Origin of the sequence: Streptomyces sp. 1-11 (assembly GCF_007176755.1) — a bacterium.
GTDB lineage: Bacteria > Actinomycetota > Actinomycetes > Streptomycetales > Streptomycetaceae > Streptomyces.
Genome location: NZ_BJTV01000002.1, coordinates 105105 through 124644, shown reverse-complemented (window position 1 = coordinate 124644; position 19540 = coordinate 105105). Strand labels below are relative to the sequence as shown.

The following is a 19540-nucleotide window of genomic DNA, read 5'->3' as shown; positions in this document are numbered from 1 at the left end:
GGGGTGCGCACTCGGGCTGCGGTCGGCCGTGCGCGCATGGGCGTGCGCGTGCGGCCGGTGCCGGGCCCGGCACCGGCCGCACGCCTCTGGCCCCTGTTGATCACCGCGTGCTACCAAGGACCATGCCTGTCGACGAGGGAACCCGCAGCTACGACGCCGTCATCGTCGGTGGTGGCCACAACGGGCTGGTCGCCGCCGCCTACCTGGCGCGGGCCGGTCGGTCCGTGCTGGTGCTCGAGCGGCTAGGCCACACCGGTGGCGCCGCCGTCTCGACACGTCCGTTCGCCGGGGTGGACGCCCGGCTGTCGCGCTACTCCTACCTGGTCAGCCTGTTGCCGCGGAAGATCGTGCGCGACCTCGGGCTCCGCTTCCAGGTCCGCGGGCGCACCGTCTCCTCGTACACGCCCACCGAACGCGGCGGGCGGGCCACCGGACTGCTCGTCGGCGGCGGGGAACGGCGCACCCGGGAGGCGTTCGCCCGGCTGACCGGCGGCGAGCGCGAGTACGCGGCCTGGCAGCGCTTCTACGGCATGACGGGCCGCGTGGCCGAGCGGGTGTTCCCCACGCTCACCGAACCGCTGCCCGGACGCGACGAGCTGCGCCGGCGCATCGACGACGACACCGCCTGGCGGGCGCTCTTCGAGGAGCCGATCGGGGTGGCCGTGGAGGAGAACTTCACCGACGACCTGGTGCGGGGCGTGGTCCTCACCGACGCGCTCATCGGCACCTTCGCCGACGCCCACGACCCCTCCCTGGCCCAGAACCGGTGCTTCCTCTACCACGTCATCGGCGGCGGCACCGGCGCCTGGGACGTTCCCGTCGGCGGCATGGGCGCCCTCACCGACGCGCTGGCCGCAGCCGCCCGCACGGCCGGCGCGGTGATCGCGACCGGGCACGAGGCGATCCGGATCGACACCGACGGGCGCACCGCCGAGGTCACCTACCGCACCGCCGACGGCGAAGGCGTCGCCGCCGCCCGGCACGTCCTGGTCAACGCCTCCCCGCAGGAGCTGGCCGCCCTCCTGGGAGACCCGCCGCCGGAGCCGGCCGAGGGCGCCCAGCTCAAGGTCAACATGCTGCTCACCCGGCTCCCCCGGCTCCGCGACGACGCGGTCGACCCGCGCGAGGCCTTCGCCGGCACCTTCCACATCGCCGAGGGATACCGGGAGCTGGCCACCGCCCACGCCCAGGCGGCCGCCGGGGAACTCCCCGCCGCGCCGCCCTCGGAGATCTACTGCCACTCCCTGACCGACCCCACCATCCTCGGCCCCGGCCTGGCCGGGCGCGGCTACCAGACCCTCACCCTCTTCGGACTGCACACCCCCGCCCGACTGTTCGCCCGGGACAACGACGCCGTCCGTGAGGAACTGCTGAAGGCCACCCTCGCGCAGCTCGACGCCCATCTCGCCGAACCCCTCGCCGACTGCCTCGCCACCGACGCCGACGGCCGCCCCTGCATCGAGGCGAAGACCCCGCTCGACCTCGAACGGGACCTGCGCCTGCCCGGCGGCAACATCTTCCACCGCGCCCTGTCCTGGCCCTACGCCCAGGAGAACACCGGGCGCTGGGGCGTGGAGACCGGGCACCCGGGCGTCCTGCTGTGCGGCGCGGGCGCCGTGCGCGGGGGAGGGGTGAGCGGAGTGCCGGGGCACAACGCGGCGATGGCGGTGCTGGAGGCGTAGCGAACGGGCGGTCACGGGTTCTTGACCCGCCCGTCCGGCGCACCGAGGATCGGCTGTCATGACCCAGGGACACGGCAGCACGGTCGACGGGGTGCTGCGGCGCAGCGCCCGCCGCACCCCGGCACGCATCGCACTGGAGTACGGCGAACGCGGCTGGACCTACGAGGCGCTGGACGACGCCGTCACACGCGCGGCGGGGCTGCTCCGCGCCCAGGGCCTCGGCCCCGGGGACCGGGTCGCCGCCTACGGGCACAACTCCGACGCCTACCTGATCGCCTTCCTGGCCTGCGCCCGCGCCGGCCTGGTCCACGTGCCGGTCAACCAGAACCTGACCGGCGACGACCTGGCCTACATCGTCGGCCAGTCGGGCAGCGCCCTGGTGCTCGCCGACCCGGACCTCGCCGGTCGGCTCCCGGACGGAACGCGGGTGCTGCCCCTGCGGGACGCCGACGGCTCCCTGCTCGCCCGGCTGGCGGACGCGCCGCCCTACGACGGGCCCGAGCCGCGCACCGAGGACCTGGTGCAGCTGCTGTACACCTCCGGCACCACCGCCTCGCCCAAGGGCGCGATGATGACGCACCGCGCCCTGGTGCACGAGTACCTGAGCGCGATCACCGCCCTGGACCTGAGCGCCGGCGACCGGCCGGCCCACGCGCTGCCGCTCTACCACTCGGCGCAGATGCACGTGTTCCTGCTGCCGTACCTCGCGGTCGGCGCCACCAGCGTCCTGCTGGACGCACCGGACGGGGACCGGCTGCTCGACCTGATCGAACAGGGCCGTGTGGACAGCCTGTTCGCACCGCCGACCGTGTGGATCGGCCTGGCCAACCGGCCCGACTTCGCCGTCCGCGACCTCAGTGGACTGCGCAAGGCCTACTACGGCGCCTCGATCATGCCCGTGCCCGTGCTCCAGCGACTGCGCGAACTGCTGCCGGGGCTCGCCTTCTACAACTGCTTCGGGCAGAGCGAGATCGGCCCGCTCGCCACCGTGCTCGCCCCCGACGAGCACGACGGCCGGCCGGACTCCTGCGGCCGGCCCGTGCTGTTCGTGGACGCCCGCGTGGTGGACGAACGCGGCGAGGACGTGCCCGACGGCACGCCCGGTGAGATCGTCTACCGCTCACCGCAGTTGTGCGAGGGCTACTGGGACAGGCCCGAGGAGACCGCCGAGGCCTTCCGGGACGGCTGGTTCCACTCCGGCGACCTCGCGGTGCGCGACGCCGAGGGCTACTACACGATCGTCGACCGGGTGAAGGACGTCATCAACTCCGGCGGCGTGCTGGTCGCCTCCCGCCAGGTGGAGGACGCGCTCTACACGCACGAGGCCGTCGCCGAGGCCGCCGTCATCGGCCTGCCCGACGAACGGTGGATCGAGGCCGTCACCGCGGTCGTCGTCGCGCGCGGCGAGGTGACGCCGGACCAGCTCACCGAGCACGTACGGCAGAAGCTCGCCCCCTTCAAGGCGCCCAAGCGGGTGCTGTTCGTGGACGAGCTGCCCCGCAACGCCAGCGGAAAGATCCTCAAGCGCGAACTGCGCGACCGGTTCGGCGGCGGCTCGTAGGCCCCGCCGGTCCCGGCCGGGCCGGCCTAGCGCGGGCGCAGGTCCACGATCCGGCGGATCTTGCCCACGGACCGCTCGAGCGACTCCGGCTCCACGATCTCCACGCCCACGGACACACCGACCCCGTCCTTCACGGCCGTCGTGATCGACCGGGCCGCCGCCTCCCGGGCCTCGGGCGTGGCGCCGGGCCGCGCCTCGGCGCGCACCGTGAGCGCGTCGAGCCGGCCCTCCCGGGTGAGGCGCAGCTGGAAGTGCGGCGCCACACCCGGGGTGCGCAGCACGATCTCCTCGATCTGGGTGGGGAACAGGTTTACCCCGCGCAGGATCACCATGTCGTCGCTGCGCCCGGTGACCTTCTCCATCCGCCGGAACACCCGGGCCGTGCCGGGCAGCAGCCGGGTCAGGTCCCGGGTCCGGTACCGGATGACCGGCATGGCCTCCTTGGTGAGCGAGGTGAACACCAGCTCGCCGCGCTCGCCCTCCGGCAGCACCTCACCGGTGACCGGGTCGACGATCTCCGGGTAGAAGTGGTCCTCCCACACATGGAGGCCGTCCTTGGTCTCGACGCACTCCTGCGCCACCCCCGGGCCCATCACCTCGGACAGTCCGTAGATGTCGACGGCGTCGATCGCGAACCGCTCCTCGATCTCGCGCCGCATGTGCTCGGTCCACGGCTCGGCGCCGAAGACGCCCACCCGCAGCGAGGTGCCGCGCGGGTCGACGCCCTGCCGCTCGAACTCGTCCAGCAGCGTCAGCATGTAGGACGGGGTGACCATGATGACCCCCGGCTCCAGGTCCTGGATGAGCCGGACCTGGCGGGCCGTCATGCCGCCGGAGGCCGGGATCACCGTGCAGCCCAGGCGCTCGGCGCCGTAGTGGGCGCCCAGACCACCGGTGAACAGGCCGTAGCCGTAGGCGACATGCACGGTGTCGCCGGCGCGCGCGCCCGCCGCCCGCAGCGAACGCGCGACCATGTCCGACCACACCGAGAGGTCGCCGTCGGTGTAGCCGACCACCGTGGGCAGCCCCGTGGTGCCGCTGGAGGCGTGCAGCCGGCGCACGCGCTCGCGCGGCACGGCGAACATGCCGAACGGGTACTGCTCGCGCAGATCGGTCTTGGTCGTGAAGGGGAAGTGCGCCAGGTCGCCCAGCGAACGGCAGTCCTCCGGGCGGACGCCCGCCTCGTCGAAGGCCGCGCGGTAGAACGGCACGTGCTCGTAGGCGTGCCGCAGCGAGGCCCGCAGCCGCTCCAGCTGCAGCGCCCGCAGCTCCTCGGGTCCGAGCCGCTCGCCCGCGTCGAGCAGGTCCGTCGCGTCCGCCATCGGCACTTCTCCCTCGTCAGCAGCACACATTCCGGACGACCGATCATTCGGTCGATTGATGCGAGGCCAGTAATTCAGGCCATCCGGGCCGCAGGCAAGAGGTGAGCGGAAATTTTCCGCGTGAGGCCGGGCACCGGGAGCCCGGGCGCAGGTCAAAAGCGTTGCCGCGAGGCCGGGCGGGCCGGGATGATCCCAGCATGCCGACCTTCGCCGCAGCCGACGGGACAGTGCTCGCCTACCACCTCAGGGGTGACGGCCCGCCCCTCGCCGTCCTGCCCGGCGGCCCCATGCGCGCCTCCGCCTACCTGGGGGACCTGGGCGGACTCGCCGCGCACCGCCGGCTGGCCCTGCTCGACCTGCGGGGCACCGGCGACTCCGGGGTCCCGGCCGACCCGGAGACCTACCGCTGCGACCGCATGGTCGACGACGTGGAGCGGTGGCGTACCCACCTGGGCCTTGAGCGGATGGACCTGCTCGCCCACTCCGCGGCCGGCAGCCTGGCACTGCTGTACGCGGCCCGCCACCCGGGCCGGATCCGGCGGCTGGCGCTGATCACCCCCAACCCCTCGGCCCTCGGCATGCGGGCCACGCCCGGCGACCGGCTCGCCGCCGCCCGGCTGCGGGCCCACGAGCCGTGGTTCGGGCAGGCGATGCCCGCCTTCGAGGCCTGGCTCGCGGGCGACGCCGGCTTCGACGAGGTCTTCCTGCCCTTCTTCCACGGCCGCTGGGACGACACGGCCCGGGCGCACGCGGAGAACGAGGAGGCGCAGACCAACGACGAGGCGGGCGAGCGGTACTCCGCCGAGGGCGCCTTCACCCCGGACGCCACCCGGGCCGCGCTCACCGCCCTGACCGCCCCCGTCCTGATCCACGCGGGCGAGTACGACGGCGGGCCCAGCCCCGCCCTGGCCCGGCGCCTCGCCGAGGCCCTCCCCGACGCGGAGGTGAGCGTCCAGCCCGGCGCCGGCCACTACCCCTGGCTGGACGACCCCGGGCACTTCGTCCGGCGCGTCCTCGCCTTCCTCGGCAACGACGGTCTCCCGCCCCGGCAGGCGACCGCGAAGTCCTCCTCACGTGGCCTGTCCGCCGTGCGAACCGGTCGCTAGGCTGACTCGCGGACGACGAACCGGGAGGAGCACGGACGTGGCCGATACCATCACCCAGCAGCAGCCGCTCATGGGCTGGGACAAGCCGGAGCTGGACCTCAGCGGGGCCGAGTGGCAGTCCAGCAGCCGAGGACTGGGCGATGTGCAGATCGCCTTCGTCGAGGGATTCATCGCGATGCGCAACAGCGGCCGCCCGGAGAGCCCGTCCCTGATCTTCACGCCCGCGGAGTGGGGCGCCTTCGTCTCCGGCGCGCGTGAGGGCGAGTTCGACCTCACCTGAGCCCGCGGCCCACCGCACGCCGATCCGGGGGGTGTTCCCCGCGGATTTCCGGACACGCGATCCGAAGCGCCCGGCCGGACCACGGCCTGCGTCAGGCTGGCCCCGGCAAGGGGAAGGTCGTGTTCCGGAGGTGGGCAGGAAATGAGCACAGCGCCGGTCATCGCCGCGGTCGACGGCTCCGACGACAGCCGGCGGGCCCTTGAGTGGGCCGTGGACGCCGCCCGCCGCCGCGCCGCACCGCTGCGGGTGGTGCACGTCCGGCAGTACGCCGCCTGGGGACAGGCCGACGTCCTGGTCGCCGGGCCGCCCGACGCGGAGGGCGACCCGGTGCTCGACGAGGTGCGCGACCGGCTGCGGGACGGCGCGGACGCCCCCGCCGCCGAGTACGTCGCCGTGGAGGGCGTGCCCGGCGCGGTCCTGCCCGAACTCGGCGCCGACGCCCAGCTCCTGGTGCTGGGCTCCCGGGGCCGCGGCGGCTTCACCAGCCTGCTGCTCGGCTCCAACTCACTGGCCGCGGCCCGCGACGCCGACTGCCCGGTGGTCGTCGTGCCACGGCCCGGCCGCGAGATCCCCGAGGACCGCTCCGCCGGAGCCGGCCCCCGCGTGGTCGTCGGCCTGCACGCCGACAGCCCCGACGAGGCCGCCCTGGACTTCGCCTTCACCGAGGCCGCCCTGCGCAAGGCCCGCGTCCAGGTGATCGCCGCCTACCCGTGGCCCGCGCAGACCTGGTCCGCGCCCGGCCAGATGGTGCCGCCGCCCGTCGACCAGGACGCCGTCGAGCGCGAGACCCGCTCCCTCGTCGAGGGCTTCCTCGCCCCGCACCGCGAGCGGCACCCCGGCGTCGGGACCGAGGCCCGGATCCTGCCCGGCGACGCCGCCGGCCACCTCGTCGCCGCGTCCGGGGACGCCGCCCTGGTCGTCGTCGGCCGCCACCGGCGGCGCCTGCTCGCGCCCACCCGCATGATGGGCTCCGTCACCCAGGCCGTACTGCTCCACGCGGCCTGCCCGATCGCGGTCGTCCCGCCGGCCCCGCCCGAGGAGTGAGCCCCGCTCCCGCGCCACCCGGTCCCAGTGGCCGCCACGAAAGGGGCCGCCCCCCGGGCGATGAGGCCGCTTTCGCGGCAGGCCCTGAACGGAAGATCCAGGCCGGGCGGGGGAAATCCGGGCGCTGCCGCGCGAGCGCCCGCACGGCGGCGGACGCACGCGGGCACGTACCATTGCGGCATGTCGTTCCTCCGCCGCCGCAGCGCCACCCCCGCCGGTCCCGACTTCGACGTGCTGGCCATGGACCCGGGCGACTGGCCGGGCAACCTCGGCGCGGGCCTGCTGCCCGCCCCCGACGGCTCCTGCCAGGGCGTCTTCCTGCGCTACGACCTCTTCGGCGGACGCGGACCCGCCATGATCATCGGCAACCTGCCGGAGGGCTCCCCGGCCCGCGAGGTGGCCGAGGGCGAGATCCCCTTCGAGGTGGCCCAGCTCCTGCTGGCGCTGGAGAACGACGAGGAGGTCACGGTCGTCGGCACCGAGGACACCCCGGTCCTCCAGGGCGACAACCTGCTGATCGTGCGGCGCCTGAAGCTCTCCGAGAGCCGGATCTCCTGCGTCCAGTTCGACCGCAGCGACGGCGTCCTGGTGACCATCGCCGCCTGGGACCGCCCCATCACCGACGACCTGTACGCCCTGCTGAAACCGCTCCCGGCGGAACTGTTCCAGCAGGGCTGAGGACCCGCGGCCTAGCGGGCCGCTCCCGACACGGTGACGTCCGCGGCGCGCACGAACGCCACCCGGTGGCCGTACTGGATCTCGTAGTACAGGTCCTTGCCGACCACGACCCGGTGCGAGTCGGGCGTGAAGGTGACCGCGTAGTAGTACTCGCCGGGCATCAGGTCACCGACCGCGTACTTCTGCCCCGCCGGGATGGTGTACTTCAGCGGCACCACCGACTGCGCCGGCACGCCCGCCGGGTAGGCCTCCTTCTCCGGGTACGCCCTGCCGTACACCGGGATGCTCGCCGCGCCGTCCTTCGGCGTGACCACGAGACCGGAGGCGCGCACCGACGTCGGCTGCTTGCGCGGGTCGTGGAACCAGGCCTTCTGCCCGAGGTACCAGATCGCCGTCCAGTCGCCCCAGCGGTCGGCCACGGCGAACCGCTGGCCGGTGGAGACCCGCGACGACAGGTCGTTGACCCCGTCGGTGGGTGTCGTGCCGAGGCCGACGTCCTTGATCAGCGGCGCGCTCTCGTCGTGGTCGGAGTACAGCCGCACCTCGCTGGACCCGTGCGCGGCGCAGGGCTCGCCCTTGGTGGCGCAGCCCGTGTAGACCGGCTGGTTGGCGGCGTAGTCCGGCAGGATCGTCACCAGCGCCGAGTGCTTGCCGCCGGTGCGCTTGAAGGGGTGGCCGAGGAGCTGGAAGTAGTGCCGCCAGTCCCAGTACGGGCCCGGGTCGGTGTGCATGCCGGGGACCGAGGCGGCCGTCGGGCCGGGCACGTTGTCGTGGCCCAGGATGTGCTGCCGGTCCAGCGGGATGCCGTAGCTGCGGGACAGGTACTTCACCAGCCGTGCCGAGGACCGGTACATCGCCTCCGTGTACCAGGCGTCCGGCGAGGTCAGGAAGCCCTCGTGCTCGATGCCCACGGACCGGGCGTTGATGTCCCAGTTGCCCGCGTGCCAGGCCACGTCCTTCGCCTTCACATGCTGGGCGATCAGACCGTCGGTGGAGCGGATGGTGTAGTTCCAGGACACATAGGTCGGATCCTGGATCAGGTTCATGACCCCGTCCCAGGAACCCTCGGTGTCATGGATGACGATGTACTTGATGCGCTGCGACTGCGGACGGTCGCCCAGGTCGTGGTTGCCGTAGTCGTTGTCGCCGAACTCCTCGTACGGCGCCGGGACCGACTCGCAGGACACCGACTTCGGGCACTCGACGTCGTCCGCCTCGGCTGTGCGCAGTCCGGCCCGCTCCAACTGGGCCGTGTCGGGCCTCAGTCCGGGCTGGGCGGCGAGCGTCACCCGCAGGCCCTGGTCGGTGACGCGGTCCTCGCCCGTGCGCAGCACGTCGTAGACGTCGTTCGCGTACGCCCCCGCGGTCGCCGTGTCGTCGGCGCCGGAGAAGCGGGCCACCGCGCCGTACCAGCCGGCCGGGCCGGCGCCGAGCGGCTCGCCCAGCTCCTTCTGCGCGGCGGCGAGCAGCGCGGCACCGCCGGCGATGTTCGCCGCCGGGTCGGTGCGCAGTTCGGCCGCCGGCAGACCGGTCAGCTCGGCGGCCCTGGGCAGCGTGCGCAGACGGGCCGGCAGATGCGCGGCCGAGGGCACCCGGGCGTCGGGGCGCAGGGCCGGGCGGGCAGTGTCGCCGCGGGCGTCCTCGGTGCCGTCGGCGAAGTGCTCGGACGTGGCGAGCGCGGTACGCGCGTCGGTGAGGTGCATCGGGCCGTAGCCGCCGGTCACGCTGGGCGCGCCGTCGTGCGTGTCCCAGCGGGACTGGAGGTAGGAGACGGCCAGCAGGACGCTCTGCGGCACGTGGTACTCGGCGGCCGCGGTGGCGAACGCGCTCTGCAGCTCGCCTGCGGAGGACTCCGGGGCGCTCTGGGCCGGGCCCGCGCCGAGCAGCGGCAGTAGCAGGGCCGCGGAGGCCAGGGTGACGGCGGCGCGCCGCAGATGTCTGTGGCCGGGCGTGGGCGTGGGTACGGTGGCGGATCCTCGCAATGCGGACTCCTGTGACAGGCGGGTCTTGGCGGGGCGTGCGGGGCCGAGCTTGGTCAGTGGTACCGGCTGGCCGACGATCCGTCAATGATGCCTTCGGCAGGGTGATTTCCCATGTCACGGCAGGGTTCGGCGAGTTTCGCAGCGATGGCGCACGGGCCTGCGGGGCGTCAGTGGCGTACACCAGTGGAGTGTCCCGTGGGGACGGGGCCGCCCGCGGAGAAGACCCCGGACGGGGACCGGACGCGCGGAGGTCCGCGGTGCGCCCGATCACCTGGGCGCACCGCGGACCTCCGGTCCCGTCAGCGGGTGCCGACCGCCGCGCGCACGGCCCGGCGGGCCAGCTGGCAGTCGTCGTGCAGCCGCCTGAGCAGCAGCCGCTGCTCCTCGCCGGACGGCACGGCGCCCGGAAGGGCCGTGGCCGGCGCCGCCGGGGCGGCTTCGTGCATCGAACGCTGCACCGCCGTCTCGTAGGTGCGGATCTCCCGGGTCAGCAGGAGCATCAGGTTCACCAGGAAGGCGTCCCGCGAGGCGGGGCCCGCCGACTGGGCGATCTGGCTGATCTGACGCCGCGCCACCGGCGCGTCCCCGAGCACCAGCCACAGTGTCGCCAGGTCGTACCCCGGCAGGTACCAGCCCGCGTGCTCCCAGTCCACCAGGACGGGACCCGCCGGTGAGAGCAGGATGTTCGACAGCAGGGCGTCGCCGTGGCAGAACTGGCCCATCCCCTGGCGGCCCGCCGCGTGCGCGATGCCGTGCAGCAGCTTCTGCAGGTCGCCCAGATCCCGGTCGGTCAGCAGGCCCAGCTCGTGGTAGCGGGCTATGCGGGCCGCGTAGTCCAGCGGGGCGTCGAACGTGCCCGCCGGGGGCCGCCAGGCGTTCAGCCGGCAGATCGCGCCGAGCGCGGCCCGGATGTCCGGCCGGGGCGGGGCCTCCACCGGATGCCGCTGGAGCGCGGCCACCCGGCCCGGCATGCGCTCGATCACCAGGGTGCAGTTGTCCGGGTCCGCCGCGATCAGCCTCGGCACCCGCACGGGCGGGCGGTGCCGGACGAACGAGCGGTATGCGGCTATTTCGTGGCGGAACCGCTCGGCCCAGGCCGGTGACTGGTCCAGCAGACACTTGGCCACGGCCGTGCTGCGTCCCGTCGTCCCGACCAGGAGGACCGAGCGTCCGCTGCGGCGCAGCACCTGCACCGGGGCGAACTCCGGGCAGATCCGCTGCACCGAGGCGAGCGCGGTGCGCAGTTGCGCGCCCTGCGGACCGGAGAGGTCCAGTCTGCCGCTGAGCGGCTGGGAACCGGGCTGCCCGGGAACGCGCCGCGGCCGGCCCGCGCCCAGCACGGGAGCCGCCGGCCGCGCCGCCGGGTCGAGGTAGGGTCCGCCGCCCGCCGGGCGGGGACGCAGCGGCCGGGGCGGAGCGGACACGGAGGACGATGCTGCGTACATGGGAGATACAGATCCCTTCGTGTGCCTGCGGTGCCTGCCTGTACATCCACGCTGTGCCGCGCCGACCCGGCCCGGCCGCCCGGGCACACCCTGGGGAGTGGGCCCGCATCGGATGGTGACGACCGGGGCGGGGTGGCGCGTTCCTACTCGACACCCGGCGGCCAGTGGCACACCATCTGGCGCACCCTGGCGAACCGTGGCGAATAGTCGCCCGGCAACCGGCACGGGGCTACTGTCAAGTCAGCCGAGAACCTGGGGGCTTGACGTGAGCGGACAACCCAACACCCGCCTTGCGGACCTGTTCGGCCTGGCCGGCTGGTCGAAGGGCGAACTCGCGAGGCTGGTCAACAAGCAGGCGGCGGCCATGGGCCACCCCCAGTTGTCGACCGACACCTCCCGGGTGCGGCGTTGGATCGACATGGGAGAGATCCCGCGCGATCCCGTACCGCGGGTGCTGGCGGCCCTGTTCACCGAGCGTCTCGGCCGTGTCGTGACCATCGAGGACCTCGGTCTGGTACGGCACGGGCGCGCGGGAAGACGGCAGGGCGACGGGATCGACGAACATCCCGACGGCGTGCCGTGGGCGCCCGAACGGACCGCCGCGGTCCTCACCGAATTCACGGGAATGGACCTCATGCTCAACCGACGCGGCTTGGTGGGCGCGGGTGCCGCGCTCGCCGCGGGATCCACACTCAGCAGCGCCATGCACGACTGGCTGCACACCGACCCTGTCCTGAAGGCCGACGCCCCCGTCGCCGCCGATCCCCTGCACGCCGACCCCGCTGGGTTCGACCGCTACGAGGCCGCCCCCATCGGGTCGCAGGAGATCGAGGAACTGGAGCGCTCCGTAGAGGTGTTCCGGGCGTGGGACGCGGCCCGCGGCGGCGGGCTGCAGCGCAAGGCGGTCGTGGGCCAGCTCAACGAGGTGGGCGGCATGCTCGCCTACCACCACCCATCCCATCTGCAGCGGCGCCTGTGGGGCGTCGCCGCCAACCTCGCCGTCCTGGCGGGCTGGATGTCGCACGACGTCGGCCTCGAGCCCACGGCCCAGAAGTACTTCGTCATCGCCGCGCACGCCGCCCGCGAGGGTGGTGACCGGCCCCGAGCCGGGGAGGCGCTGTCCCGGGCGGCCCGCCAGATGGTGCACCTCGGCCGGCCCGACGACGCGCTGGACCTGATGAAGCTCGCCCAGTCCGGGGCGGGGGAGCGGCTCCAGCCGCGCACGAAGGCGATGTTCCACACCATCGAGGCCTGGGCGCAGGCGTCGATGGGCAAGGGCCAGGCGATGCGCCGCACCCTCGGCCAGGCGGAGGACCTGTTCGTCTCCGACCGGCAGGACGTGGAACCGCCGGGCTGGATGCAGACCTTCAAGGACGAGGACCTGTACGGCATGCAGGCCCTCGCCTACCGCACGCTCGCGGAGTTCGACCCGGACGCGGCCGTGCACGCACAGCACTACGCGGAGAAGGCGCTGGCCCTGCGGGTGGACGGCCGGGAGCGGTCGAAGATCTTCGACCATCTCTCCATGGCCTCGGCCTGCTTCATCGCCGACGATCCCGAACAGGCCGACCGCTACGCACGGCTGGCCCTGATGTCGATGGGCTCGAACTCCTCCCGGCGCACCTGGGACCGGCTGCGCGAGATGTACCGGCTCACCGCCGAGTACGCCGGATACCCGAAGATCCACCAGCTGCGGGAGGAGATCGAACTCGCCCTGCCGAAGCCCCGGGGCAGGGGCGACATCGGCGCACCGGCGTGAGGCACGGCGCACCGCGTCCGGTCAGCCGGTCACCCTCGCCACGAGTACACAGGCGTCGTCCTCGCGCTCGGTCGCGCCGAACTCCTCCATGACCGTGCGTACACAGTCCTGGGCGGTGCGCGCCGCGTCGAACCGGGGTGCGAGGCCGAGCAGACGATCCACGGCGCTCGTGGAGCCGTGGCCCGCCACGAGTCCGTCGGTGTGCAGCAGCAGGAGATCGCCGGGCTCCAGGGTGACTTCGGCCTGCCCGTAGGTGGCGCCCGTGGTGGCGCCGAGCAGGACGCCGTCCGGCGCCTTCAGCGAACGCCCCGTCCCGTCGCGGTAGAGCAGCGGGGCGGGGTGTCCGGCCTGCGCCCACACCAGGGAGCGGTCCTCGGGCCGGTAGCGGCAGCAGACGGCGCTGCCCAGGGCCGGTTGCACGGTGGCGTCCAGTAACTGGTTGAGCATGCTGAGGAGTTCACCGGGCCGGGTGCCGGCCATCGCCATACCGCGCACCGCGCCGAGCAGCGTCGCCATGCCGGAGGCCACCGCGACGCCGTGCCCGGTGAGATCGCCGACGCTGAGCAGGGTGGCGCCGTCGGACAGTTCCAGCGCGTCGTACCAGTCGCCGCCGATCAGCGCGCCGGTCGTGGCGGGCAGATGGTGGGCGGCCAGGTCGAGGGTGCGCGGCCCCTGGTGCGGGAGGCGCAGCGAGCCCCGCCAGGGCGGCAGCACGGCCTCCTGCAGCTCGACCGCGAGCCGGCGCTCGGTCTGCGCCCGCCTGCGGTGGTGCCGCAGCGAGTCGTGGCTCTCCCGTACCGTCCGCCGGTGCCGGCGGAGTTCGCTGACGTCCCGCAGCACGGCCCACATCGAGGTGGTGCCGCCGTCGGGGCCGAGCACGGGCTCGCCCATCATGTGCACGGTCCGCACCGAGCCGTCCGGCCGTACGACGCGGAACTCGCCGTCGATGGGCCGCGCGTCCACCAGGCAGTCGGTCACCATCGAGGTCAGTTTCGGCCGGTCCTCGTCCAGGACCAGGGAGGGCAGCTCGTCCAGGGTGAGTGCCGGGGCGGCCGGATCGCGGCCCAGGATCTCGTACAGCTCACCGGACCAACTCGCCTCGTCGGTGAGGAAGTTCCACTCCGCGCTGCCGACGCGGCTGAGCAGCGAGCCGGGCGTGGCGCCGGCCGGTGCGGGCCGCGGGGCCGGGACCTCGGCCGGCTCCGCCTCGGCGGTCTCCGGCCCGTCCCGGAGCTGGGCCAGATGCGCGTCCAGGTCGTCGAGCTGGTGCAGCGCGAGGTCGTACAGCGCCCGCTGCCAGCGGTCCTCGGGGTCCGATCCGTCGTCGCGCGTGTCCCGCCGCACGGCGACCATGTCGCCCTTGAGCCGCCGCGTCTGCTTGATCAACGCCTCGACCGAGCCGCGCCCTGGCGGCTGGGCGGCTGAGCGGTCCGCGGAGACTGGGGACGGCATGACGCACTCCGATGGGGAGGGGACGGTACGGCCGGGGAGGACGGAGGGACCGTTATGACTGTTGCACAGCCCGCGACGCCCTGTAAGGGATTTGGCAACACACGATACGGTGGTGCTTCCGGCATATGCCAGAGTCTTCCCGGACTGTTCCGGGGCCATGCGGCGCGTACACGAACGGAAGCCGAAGTCGTAGGCGGGCTACGGGATTTGTGTCATGGCGGCGGGTTCATGCGTCGCGCTCAACCGGGTGTTCGACGTTCTGGTGTTCCAACGCGGCGCACGCTGTTCGACGCGCATCAATTCTGTCCGGAATTGACGTCCTGTGAAAGGCCCTCGCGGACTCCTTAATTGCATGGACCTCATTGTCGAACAGCACGCCCACGCCCGTCTCATCACGGCCGAGGACCGGGAGCTGCCGGTGTCGGCCACCCTGCGCTACACGGCGGACGATCCACTGGCCGTCTTCGTGGACTTCCCGCCCGAGGCCACCCTGGTGGGCGACGAGGTCACCTGGACCTTCGCGCGTTCGCTGCTGGAGCAGGGACTGCGGGCCCCGGCGGGCCACGGCGACGTCCGGATATGGCCGCACGGCCGCGGCCGGACGGTGCTGGAGTTCCACTCGCCGAGCGGCCTCGCCCTGGTGCAGTTCCCGACCTCGGCGCTGCGCCGCTTCCTGCTGGACAGCCACGCCCTGGTGCCGGCCGGGCAGGAGGACCTGGCGGCGGTCGTGGAGCGGGGACTGAGCAGCCTGTTCGACGGGGTCTGAACGCCGGGTCAGCGGCCGGCGCCGGCGTACAGGTCCGGGCGCGGGGCGAGCGGGACGGCCACCCGGCCACCGGTCTCCAGCGCCCGCACCCCGGCCTCGGCGACGGCGGAGGCCGCGTAGCCGTCCCAGGCGTCCGGACCGGTGACCTCGCCGCGCCGGGTGGCGTCCACCCACGCCTGCACCTCGCGGTCGTAGGCGCCGGCGAACCGGACCAGGTAGTCCTGCGCCACCTCCTCGCCCGCCGTGCCCCGGGTGGTGACGACCATGGTGTGCTCCTCGCCGATCCGGGCGCTGCCCGCCTCGCACACGGCCTCGCAGCGCACCTGGTAACCGAAGCCGCAGTTGACGAACACCTCCACGTCGACCAGCGCGCCGCGCTCGGTCTCGAAGATCACGAACTGCGGATCGGCCAGCCCCGCGGGCGCGCCCGCCGAAGGCGCCGGACGCAGCACGGTCACCGCCGTCAGCTCCTGCCCGAGCAGCCAGCGGGCCGCGTCGATCTCGTGCGACACGGAGCTGTTGATCAGCATGGAGCTGGTGAAGTGGCCGGGCGAGGAGACGTTGCGGTGCGTGCAGTGCAGCATCAGCGGACGGCCCAGGGAGCCCCCGTCGAGGAGCGACTTCAGCCGGAGGTACTCGGCGTCGTAGCGGCGCATGAAGCCGATCTGCGCCAGCCGGCGGCCGAGCCGGGCCTCGGCCTCCGCCACCCGCAGCGCACCCGCCGGATCCGGGACCATGGGCTTCTCGCACAGCACCGGCAGGCCCCGCCGGAAGGCGGCCAGCAGCGCATCCTCGTGCGCGGGCCCGGGGGAGGCGATCAGCACGGCGTCCACGCCGGGGGCCTCCAGCGCCCCCGCCGGGTCCGTGTGGACGGTGACGCCGTCGATGCCGGCGACCGCATCCCGGGCCCGCTCGGCGTCGGGGTCGGCCACCGCGGCCACCCTGGCGCCGCTGACCACCCGATCCAGTCGCCGTATATGGTCGGCGCCCATGTGCCCGGCGCCCAGTACGGCCACACCCAGCAGGTCCCCCATGCGCGCGCTCCCTCTCGCCGGCGATCACGCCGTAGCGTACGCCGCCTGACGAGCGCTGTCCGGGGCGCCAATGTGTGCCGCGGCACCGCCTCGGCACCGCGGCATCGCGTCAGTACCGCGGCACCGCCTGGTACCGCGGCCCCGCCTCAGTACCGCAGCACCCCCGCGATCCCGCCGGCGTCGCCCAGCGTGCCGTCGGGGACGAAGCGCACGTCGGCCCCGGTCTCCAGGCACTGCTCGACGATCTCGTCGACGATGTCGTCACGGGCGTCCAGGTCGCCGGGCTCGGCCGGGACGAGGTGGTCGCCGTCGTCGCGGACGACCGTGCGGTAGTTCTCCTCCACCGCGAGGAGCCGCACGCGGCCCTCCCGGGCGTTCTGCCACAGCTCGTCCACCCCGGCCGCGAAGGCCCGCCGGCCCCGGGCCGCGACCAGTTCACCGACCACCAGGTCGGCGCCCTTCCAGTCCTCCTCCCGCAGGACGGGCTGCAGGGCCTGCCACACCGCCTCGGGCCCGGCGTGCGCCAGTCCGCCGTGCGGCACGTGGACGGCGCACTTGGCGACCCCGCCGATCTCGTCCAGCAGCGACAGCGCCGCGTCCTCGCCGGTGATGTACAGCCGACGGGGCTCGTCGCGCAGCATCGTGGCCATCGCGGCGTCGGCCTCGCGCAGGAACTGGCGCGTCCCCTCGTCGGTGAAGGTGCTCGGCAGGTCGCCGCGGCGCATCTCGCGCTCGGCGTCGAAGTTCTCCTGTCTGCGGATCAGCGGGAAGCCGCCGGCGCGGTTCTTTACCACCCGGTCCTCACCGCCGCTCCACAGCGTGACGCGGTCGGCGGAGACCGACATGACCCAGAAGGGGCGCTCGGCGACCTGCGCGGAGACGAGGTTGCGGGTGAGGAAGGTGTCCGAGAGGACCACCCGCTCGGGGACGGTGCGGGACAGCGACCAGACCTGGTGCTCTCCCGGCGCGGCGAAGATCACCAGGCCGTCCTCGGCGTGCGCCAGATCCACTTCCGCCAGCGCGCGGTCGAGTTGGGCCACGACCTCGGCGCGCCGCTCCCGGGTGACCGAGGGGTCGGATTCCAGCCGCTTCTTGGCCTCTGCGACCACATTGCGCAGCCGGACCGGATCCTGGCCGTTCTCGGGTTCGCGGCGGTGCGTCGGTGTCAGGACGGACACCGCCGGGTAGGGACGCGGGCGCCGCAGTTCGGCGAGGGTTGCGGGACTCAGTGCGTGCTCCATGACAGAACGATAGGGCGGTTTCACATATCCGGCACTTGGGCTGAACGGGTCATCCCGGTGGCGCTGTGTGGTGAGCTGTGCGCGCATCGTGAGAAGCCCTCGTCGCCGGCCGTGCCGGCCTCCGTGGTGTGCGGCGCGGCCCTCCGGTGGCGTCCGTTCACGCGGTCGCCGTCGCCGCCGTCCCGGCGGACGGGCTTCGATACGAACCGTTTACGCACAGTCGGCATTTCGGCCGAACAGACTTGCTATGGTGCGACTCGTCGGTAGCAACTGCTGCGGGGGGACCGCGAGGAGCCGTCGGACCGCGACGGCCTGTGCGGAGGGTCGAGTTCAACGACCCGGCAACGGTGCCGGGTTGCCGCGAGCTCAAGGACGTGCGCGTGACGCCGCGCGCCGAACTCCTGTCTCCTCGCCACCTATTCAGACAGGTGAGACTCGTCCCATGGCACGATCCCTGGTCGAATTGCTGACCACGCACGCCTCGACCCACCCGGAGCGCACCGCCTACCGTCACCTCGTCACCGGTGACTGCGACGGAGAGATCCAGGAACTCACCTACCACCGGCTGGCCTTACGCGCCCACGCCGTCGCCGCCTGGCTCCAGGAGCGCGGACTGGCCGGCTCGCGGGCCATGCTGCTGTACCCGCCCGGCCTCGACTTCGTCTGCGCGTACCTGGGGTGCCTCGCCGCCGGCGTGATCGCCGTACCGGGAGTGCCCCCGCAGGGCCGTGCGCAGAACCACCGGGCGCTGACCCGGATGAAGCGCCTGATGGCGGACGCGGACGCCAAGGTCGTGCTGGGCGACCGCGGCGTGCTCGCCGCCCTCGACGGCATGGCGGAGCACCTGCCCGAGCTCGGCCGGATCGCCCGCGTCGCCACCGAGGACATCCCCGACGAGCTGGCGGCCGGTTGGCGCGAACCCGAACTCACCCCGGACACCGTCGCGTTCCTCCAGTACACGTCCGGCTCGACCTCCGCGCCCCGCGGGGTCGCCGTCACCCACGGCAACCTGCTGGACAACGAGGCGGTCATCACCGAGCGCATGGGCCACACACCCGAGGCGACGGCCGCCCACGACCACGAGCTGTTCGTGAGCTGGCTGCCGGTCTACCACGACATGGGCCTCATCGGACCGGTCCTGAACACGTTCTACCTGGGAGCCACCGCCACCCTGTTCTCGCCGCTGCACTTCCTGCAGCGGCCGGCGCGCTGGCTCACCGCCGTCAGCCGCTACCGTCCGCACACCAGCGGCGGCCCCAACTTCGCCTACGAACTCGCCCTGAAGCACGCGGACCCGGAGCTGCTCGACGGCCTGGACCTCAGCTCGTGGCGGGTCGCCTTCAACGGCGCCGAGCCGGTGCGCGCGGCCACCCTGCGCCGGTTCGCCGACACCTTCGGCGCGGCCGGCTTCCGCCGTGAGTCCCTCTACCCCTGCTACGGCCTGGCCGAGGCCACCCTGATGGTCACCGGCGCCACCGTGGGCACCGCGCCGACCCTGCTCGCCGCCGGCGACGGAGCCCCGAACGCGGGCGAGGCGGACGCGGCCGCCGTCGGCTGCGGCCGGCCCGGCCCCGGAGTGACCATGGTGATCGTCCACCCCGAGAGCGGGCAGGAGCTGCCCGAGGGCGAGACCGGCGAGATCTGGGTCGGCGGGGCCAGCGTCGCCAAGGGCTACTGGCGCAACGCCCTCGCCACCCGCCAGACCTTCCGGGCCGAACTCGCCGGGCGCGAGGGCCGGTTCCTGCGCACCGGGGACCTCGGGTTCCAGCGCGACGGCGAGCTGTTCGTCACCGGCCGGCTGAAGGACCTCATCGTCATCGACGGCCGCAACCACTACCCGCAGGACCTGGAGCTGACCGCCGAACTCACCCACCCGGCGCTGCGCCCCGGCTGCACCGCCGCGTTCTCCGTGGACGCCGGGACGGACGGCGAACGGCCCGTGATCGTCGCCGAGGTCGCGCCGGACGACGCCGGCGAGTCGCAGAAGATCACCGACGTGATCCGCGGCGCCGTCGGCGAGGCCCACGGCGTGTCGCTGCGCGACGTCGTGCTGGTCCGGCCCGGCACCATCCCCAAGACGTCCAGCGGGAAGATCCAGCGCCGCGCCACCCGGGCGGCGTACCTGGAGGGCACGCTCGCCGTGGTGACCGAGCCCGCCGTGTGACACCGCCCGCCGCCGGCGCGTCCA

At 73.5% G+C, this 19540-nt stretch carries 15 protein-coding genes; 9 read left to right on the top strand and 6 right to left on the bottom strand.

The window, feature by feature from the left end; genetic code table 11:
- Window positions 1-122 precede the first annotated feature (122 nt).
- Together TNCT1_RS04810 and TNCT1_RS04805 are read left to right on the top strand one after the other, a co-directional pair.
- On the top strand, window positions 123-1682 hold the full coding sequence (locus TNCT1_RS04810; RefSeq protein WP_143628588.1) for an NAD(P)/FAD-dependent oxidoreductase: 1560 nt from the start codon (window positions 123-125) through the stop codon (window positions 1680-1682).
- 58 nt (window positions 1683-1740) lie between these two features.
- The gene (locus TNCT1_RS04805) at window positions 1741-3243 is read left to right on the top strand and encodes an acyl-CoA synthetase (RefSeq protein WP_143628586.1); all 1503 of its coding nucleotides are present in this window, start codon (window positions 1741-1743) and stop codon (window positions 3241-3243) included.
- A gap of 26 nt (window positions 3244-3269) precedes the next feature.
- Here the strand turns inward: TNCT1_RS04805 and paaK are convergent, their stop codons facing one another.
- Entirely contained in the window at window positions 3270-4565 is a 1296-nt protein-coding gene (gene paaK, locus TNCT1_RS04800) for a phenylacetate--CoA ligase PaaK (protein ID WP_143628584.1), read from the bottom strand.
- A gap of 197 nt (window positions 4566-4762) precedes the next feature.
- Between paaK and TNCT1_RS04795 the strand changes: the two genes are divergently transcribed.
- From TNCT1_RS04795 to TNCT1_RS04780, 4 genes are all read left to right on the top strand, one after another.
- Window positions 4763-5671 carry an alpha/beta fold hydrolase gene (locus TNCT1_RS04795; protein WP_143628581.1) on the top strand — a complete coding sequence of 303 codons (909 nt, stop codon included), beginning with the start codon at window positions 4763-4765 and terminating at the stop codon, window positions 5669-5671.
- Between the two features lie 37 nt (window positions 5672-5708).
- Window positions 5709-5951, top strand: coding sequence for a DUF397 domain-containing protein (locus TNCT1_RS04790; RefSeq protein WP_143628579.1), 243 nt, complete (start codon window positions 5709-5711; stop codon window positions 5949-5951).
- A gap of 141 nt (window positions 5952-6092) precedes the next feature.
- Window positions 6093-6995: a universal stress protein gene (locus TNCT1_RS04785; RefSeq protein WP_143628577.1), complete on the top strand. Its 903-nt coding sequence runs from the start codon at window positions 6093-6095 to the stop codon at window positions 6993-6995.
- Window positions 6996-7175: 180 nt separating this feature from the next.
- Window positions 7176-7673 (top strand): hypothetical protein, encoded by a 498-nt coding sequence (locus TNCT1_RS04780; RefSeq protein ID WP_143628576.1) that lies wholly within the window; start codon window positions 7176-7178, stop codon window positions 7671-7673.
- An 11-nt stretch (window positions 7674-7684) separates the two neighbouring features.
- Here TNCT1_RS04780 and TNCT1_RS04775 read toward each other — a convergent pair whose 3' ends face one another.
- Both TNCT1_RS04775 and TNCT1_RS04770 read right to left on the bottom strand, forming a co-directional pair.
- Window positions 7685-9655, bottom strand: a complete 1971-nt coding sequence (locus TNCT1_RS04775; protein ID WP_143628574.1) for an N-acetylmuramoyl-L-alanine amidase — start codon at window positions 9653-9655, stop codon at window positions 7685-7687.
- Window positions 9656-9954: 299 nt separating this feature from the next.
- Window positions 9955-11100, bottom strand: a complete 1146-nt coding sequence (locus TNCT1_RS04770) for an aminoglycoside phosphotransferase family protein (RefSeq protein WP_143628572.1) — start codon at window positions 11098-11100, stop codon at window positions 9955-9957.
- Window positions 11101-11365: 265 nt separating this feature from the next.
- On the opposite strand from TNCT1_RS04770, the gene TNCT1_RS04765 reads away from it, so the two are divergent.
- Complete coding sequence (locus tag TNCT1_RS04765) at window positions 11366-12859, top strand: hypothetical protein (protein ID WP_143628570.1); 1494 nt, start codon at window positions 11366-11368, stop codon at window positions 12857-12859.
- A 21-nt stretch (window positions 12860-12880) separates the two neighbouring features.
- On the opposite strand, the gene TNCT1_RS04760 is transcribed toward TNCT1_RS04765, so the two are convergent.
- A complete protein-coding gene (locus TNCT1_RS04760) occupies window positions 12881-14311 on the bottom strand; it encodes a PP2C family protein-serine/threonine phosphatase (protein ID WP_143628568.1) in 1431 nt (476 codons plus the stop codon).
- A 352-nt stretch (window positions 14312-14663) separates the two neighbouring features.
- Here TNCT1_RS04760 and TNCT1_RS04755 point away from each other — a divergent pair, with 352 nt between their 5' ends.
- Window positions 14664-15077, top strand: coding sequence for an SsgA family sporulation/cell division regulator (locus TNCT1_RS04755; protein WP_143628566.1), 414 nt, complete (start codon window positions 14664-14666; stop codon window positions 15075-15077).
- Window positions 15078-15085: 8 nt separating this feature from the next.
- Here the strand turns inward: TNCT1_RS04755 and TNCT1_RS04750 are convergent, their stop codons facing one another.
- Window positions 15086-16111 carry a Gfo/Idh/MocA family protein gene (locus tag TNCT1_RS04750; protein WP_143628563.1) on the bottom strand — a complete coding sequence of 342 codons (1026 nt, stop codon included), beginning with the start codon at window positions 16109-16111 and terminating at the stop codon, window positions 15086-15088.
- 146 nt (window positions 16112-16257) lie between these two features.
- A complete protein-coding gene (locus tag TNCT1_RS04745; RefSeq protein WP_143628559.1) occupies window positions 16258-17352 on the bottom strand; it encodes a chemotaxis protein in 1095 nt (364 codons plus the stop codon).
- A gap of 442 nt (window positions 17353-17794) precedes the next feature.
- Between TNCT1_RS04745 and TNCT1_RS04740 the strand changes: the two genes are divergently transcribed.
- Entirely contained in the window at window positions 17795-19516 is a 1722-nt protein-coding gene (locus TNCT1_RS04740) for a fatty acyl-AMP ligase (RefSeq protein WP_143628556.1), read from the top strand.
- The last annotated feature ends 24 nt before the right edge of the window (window positions 19517-19540 follow it).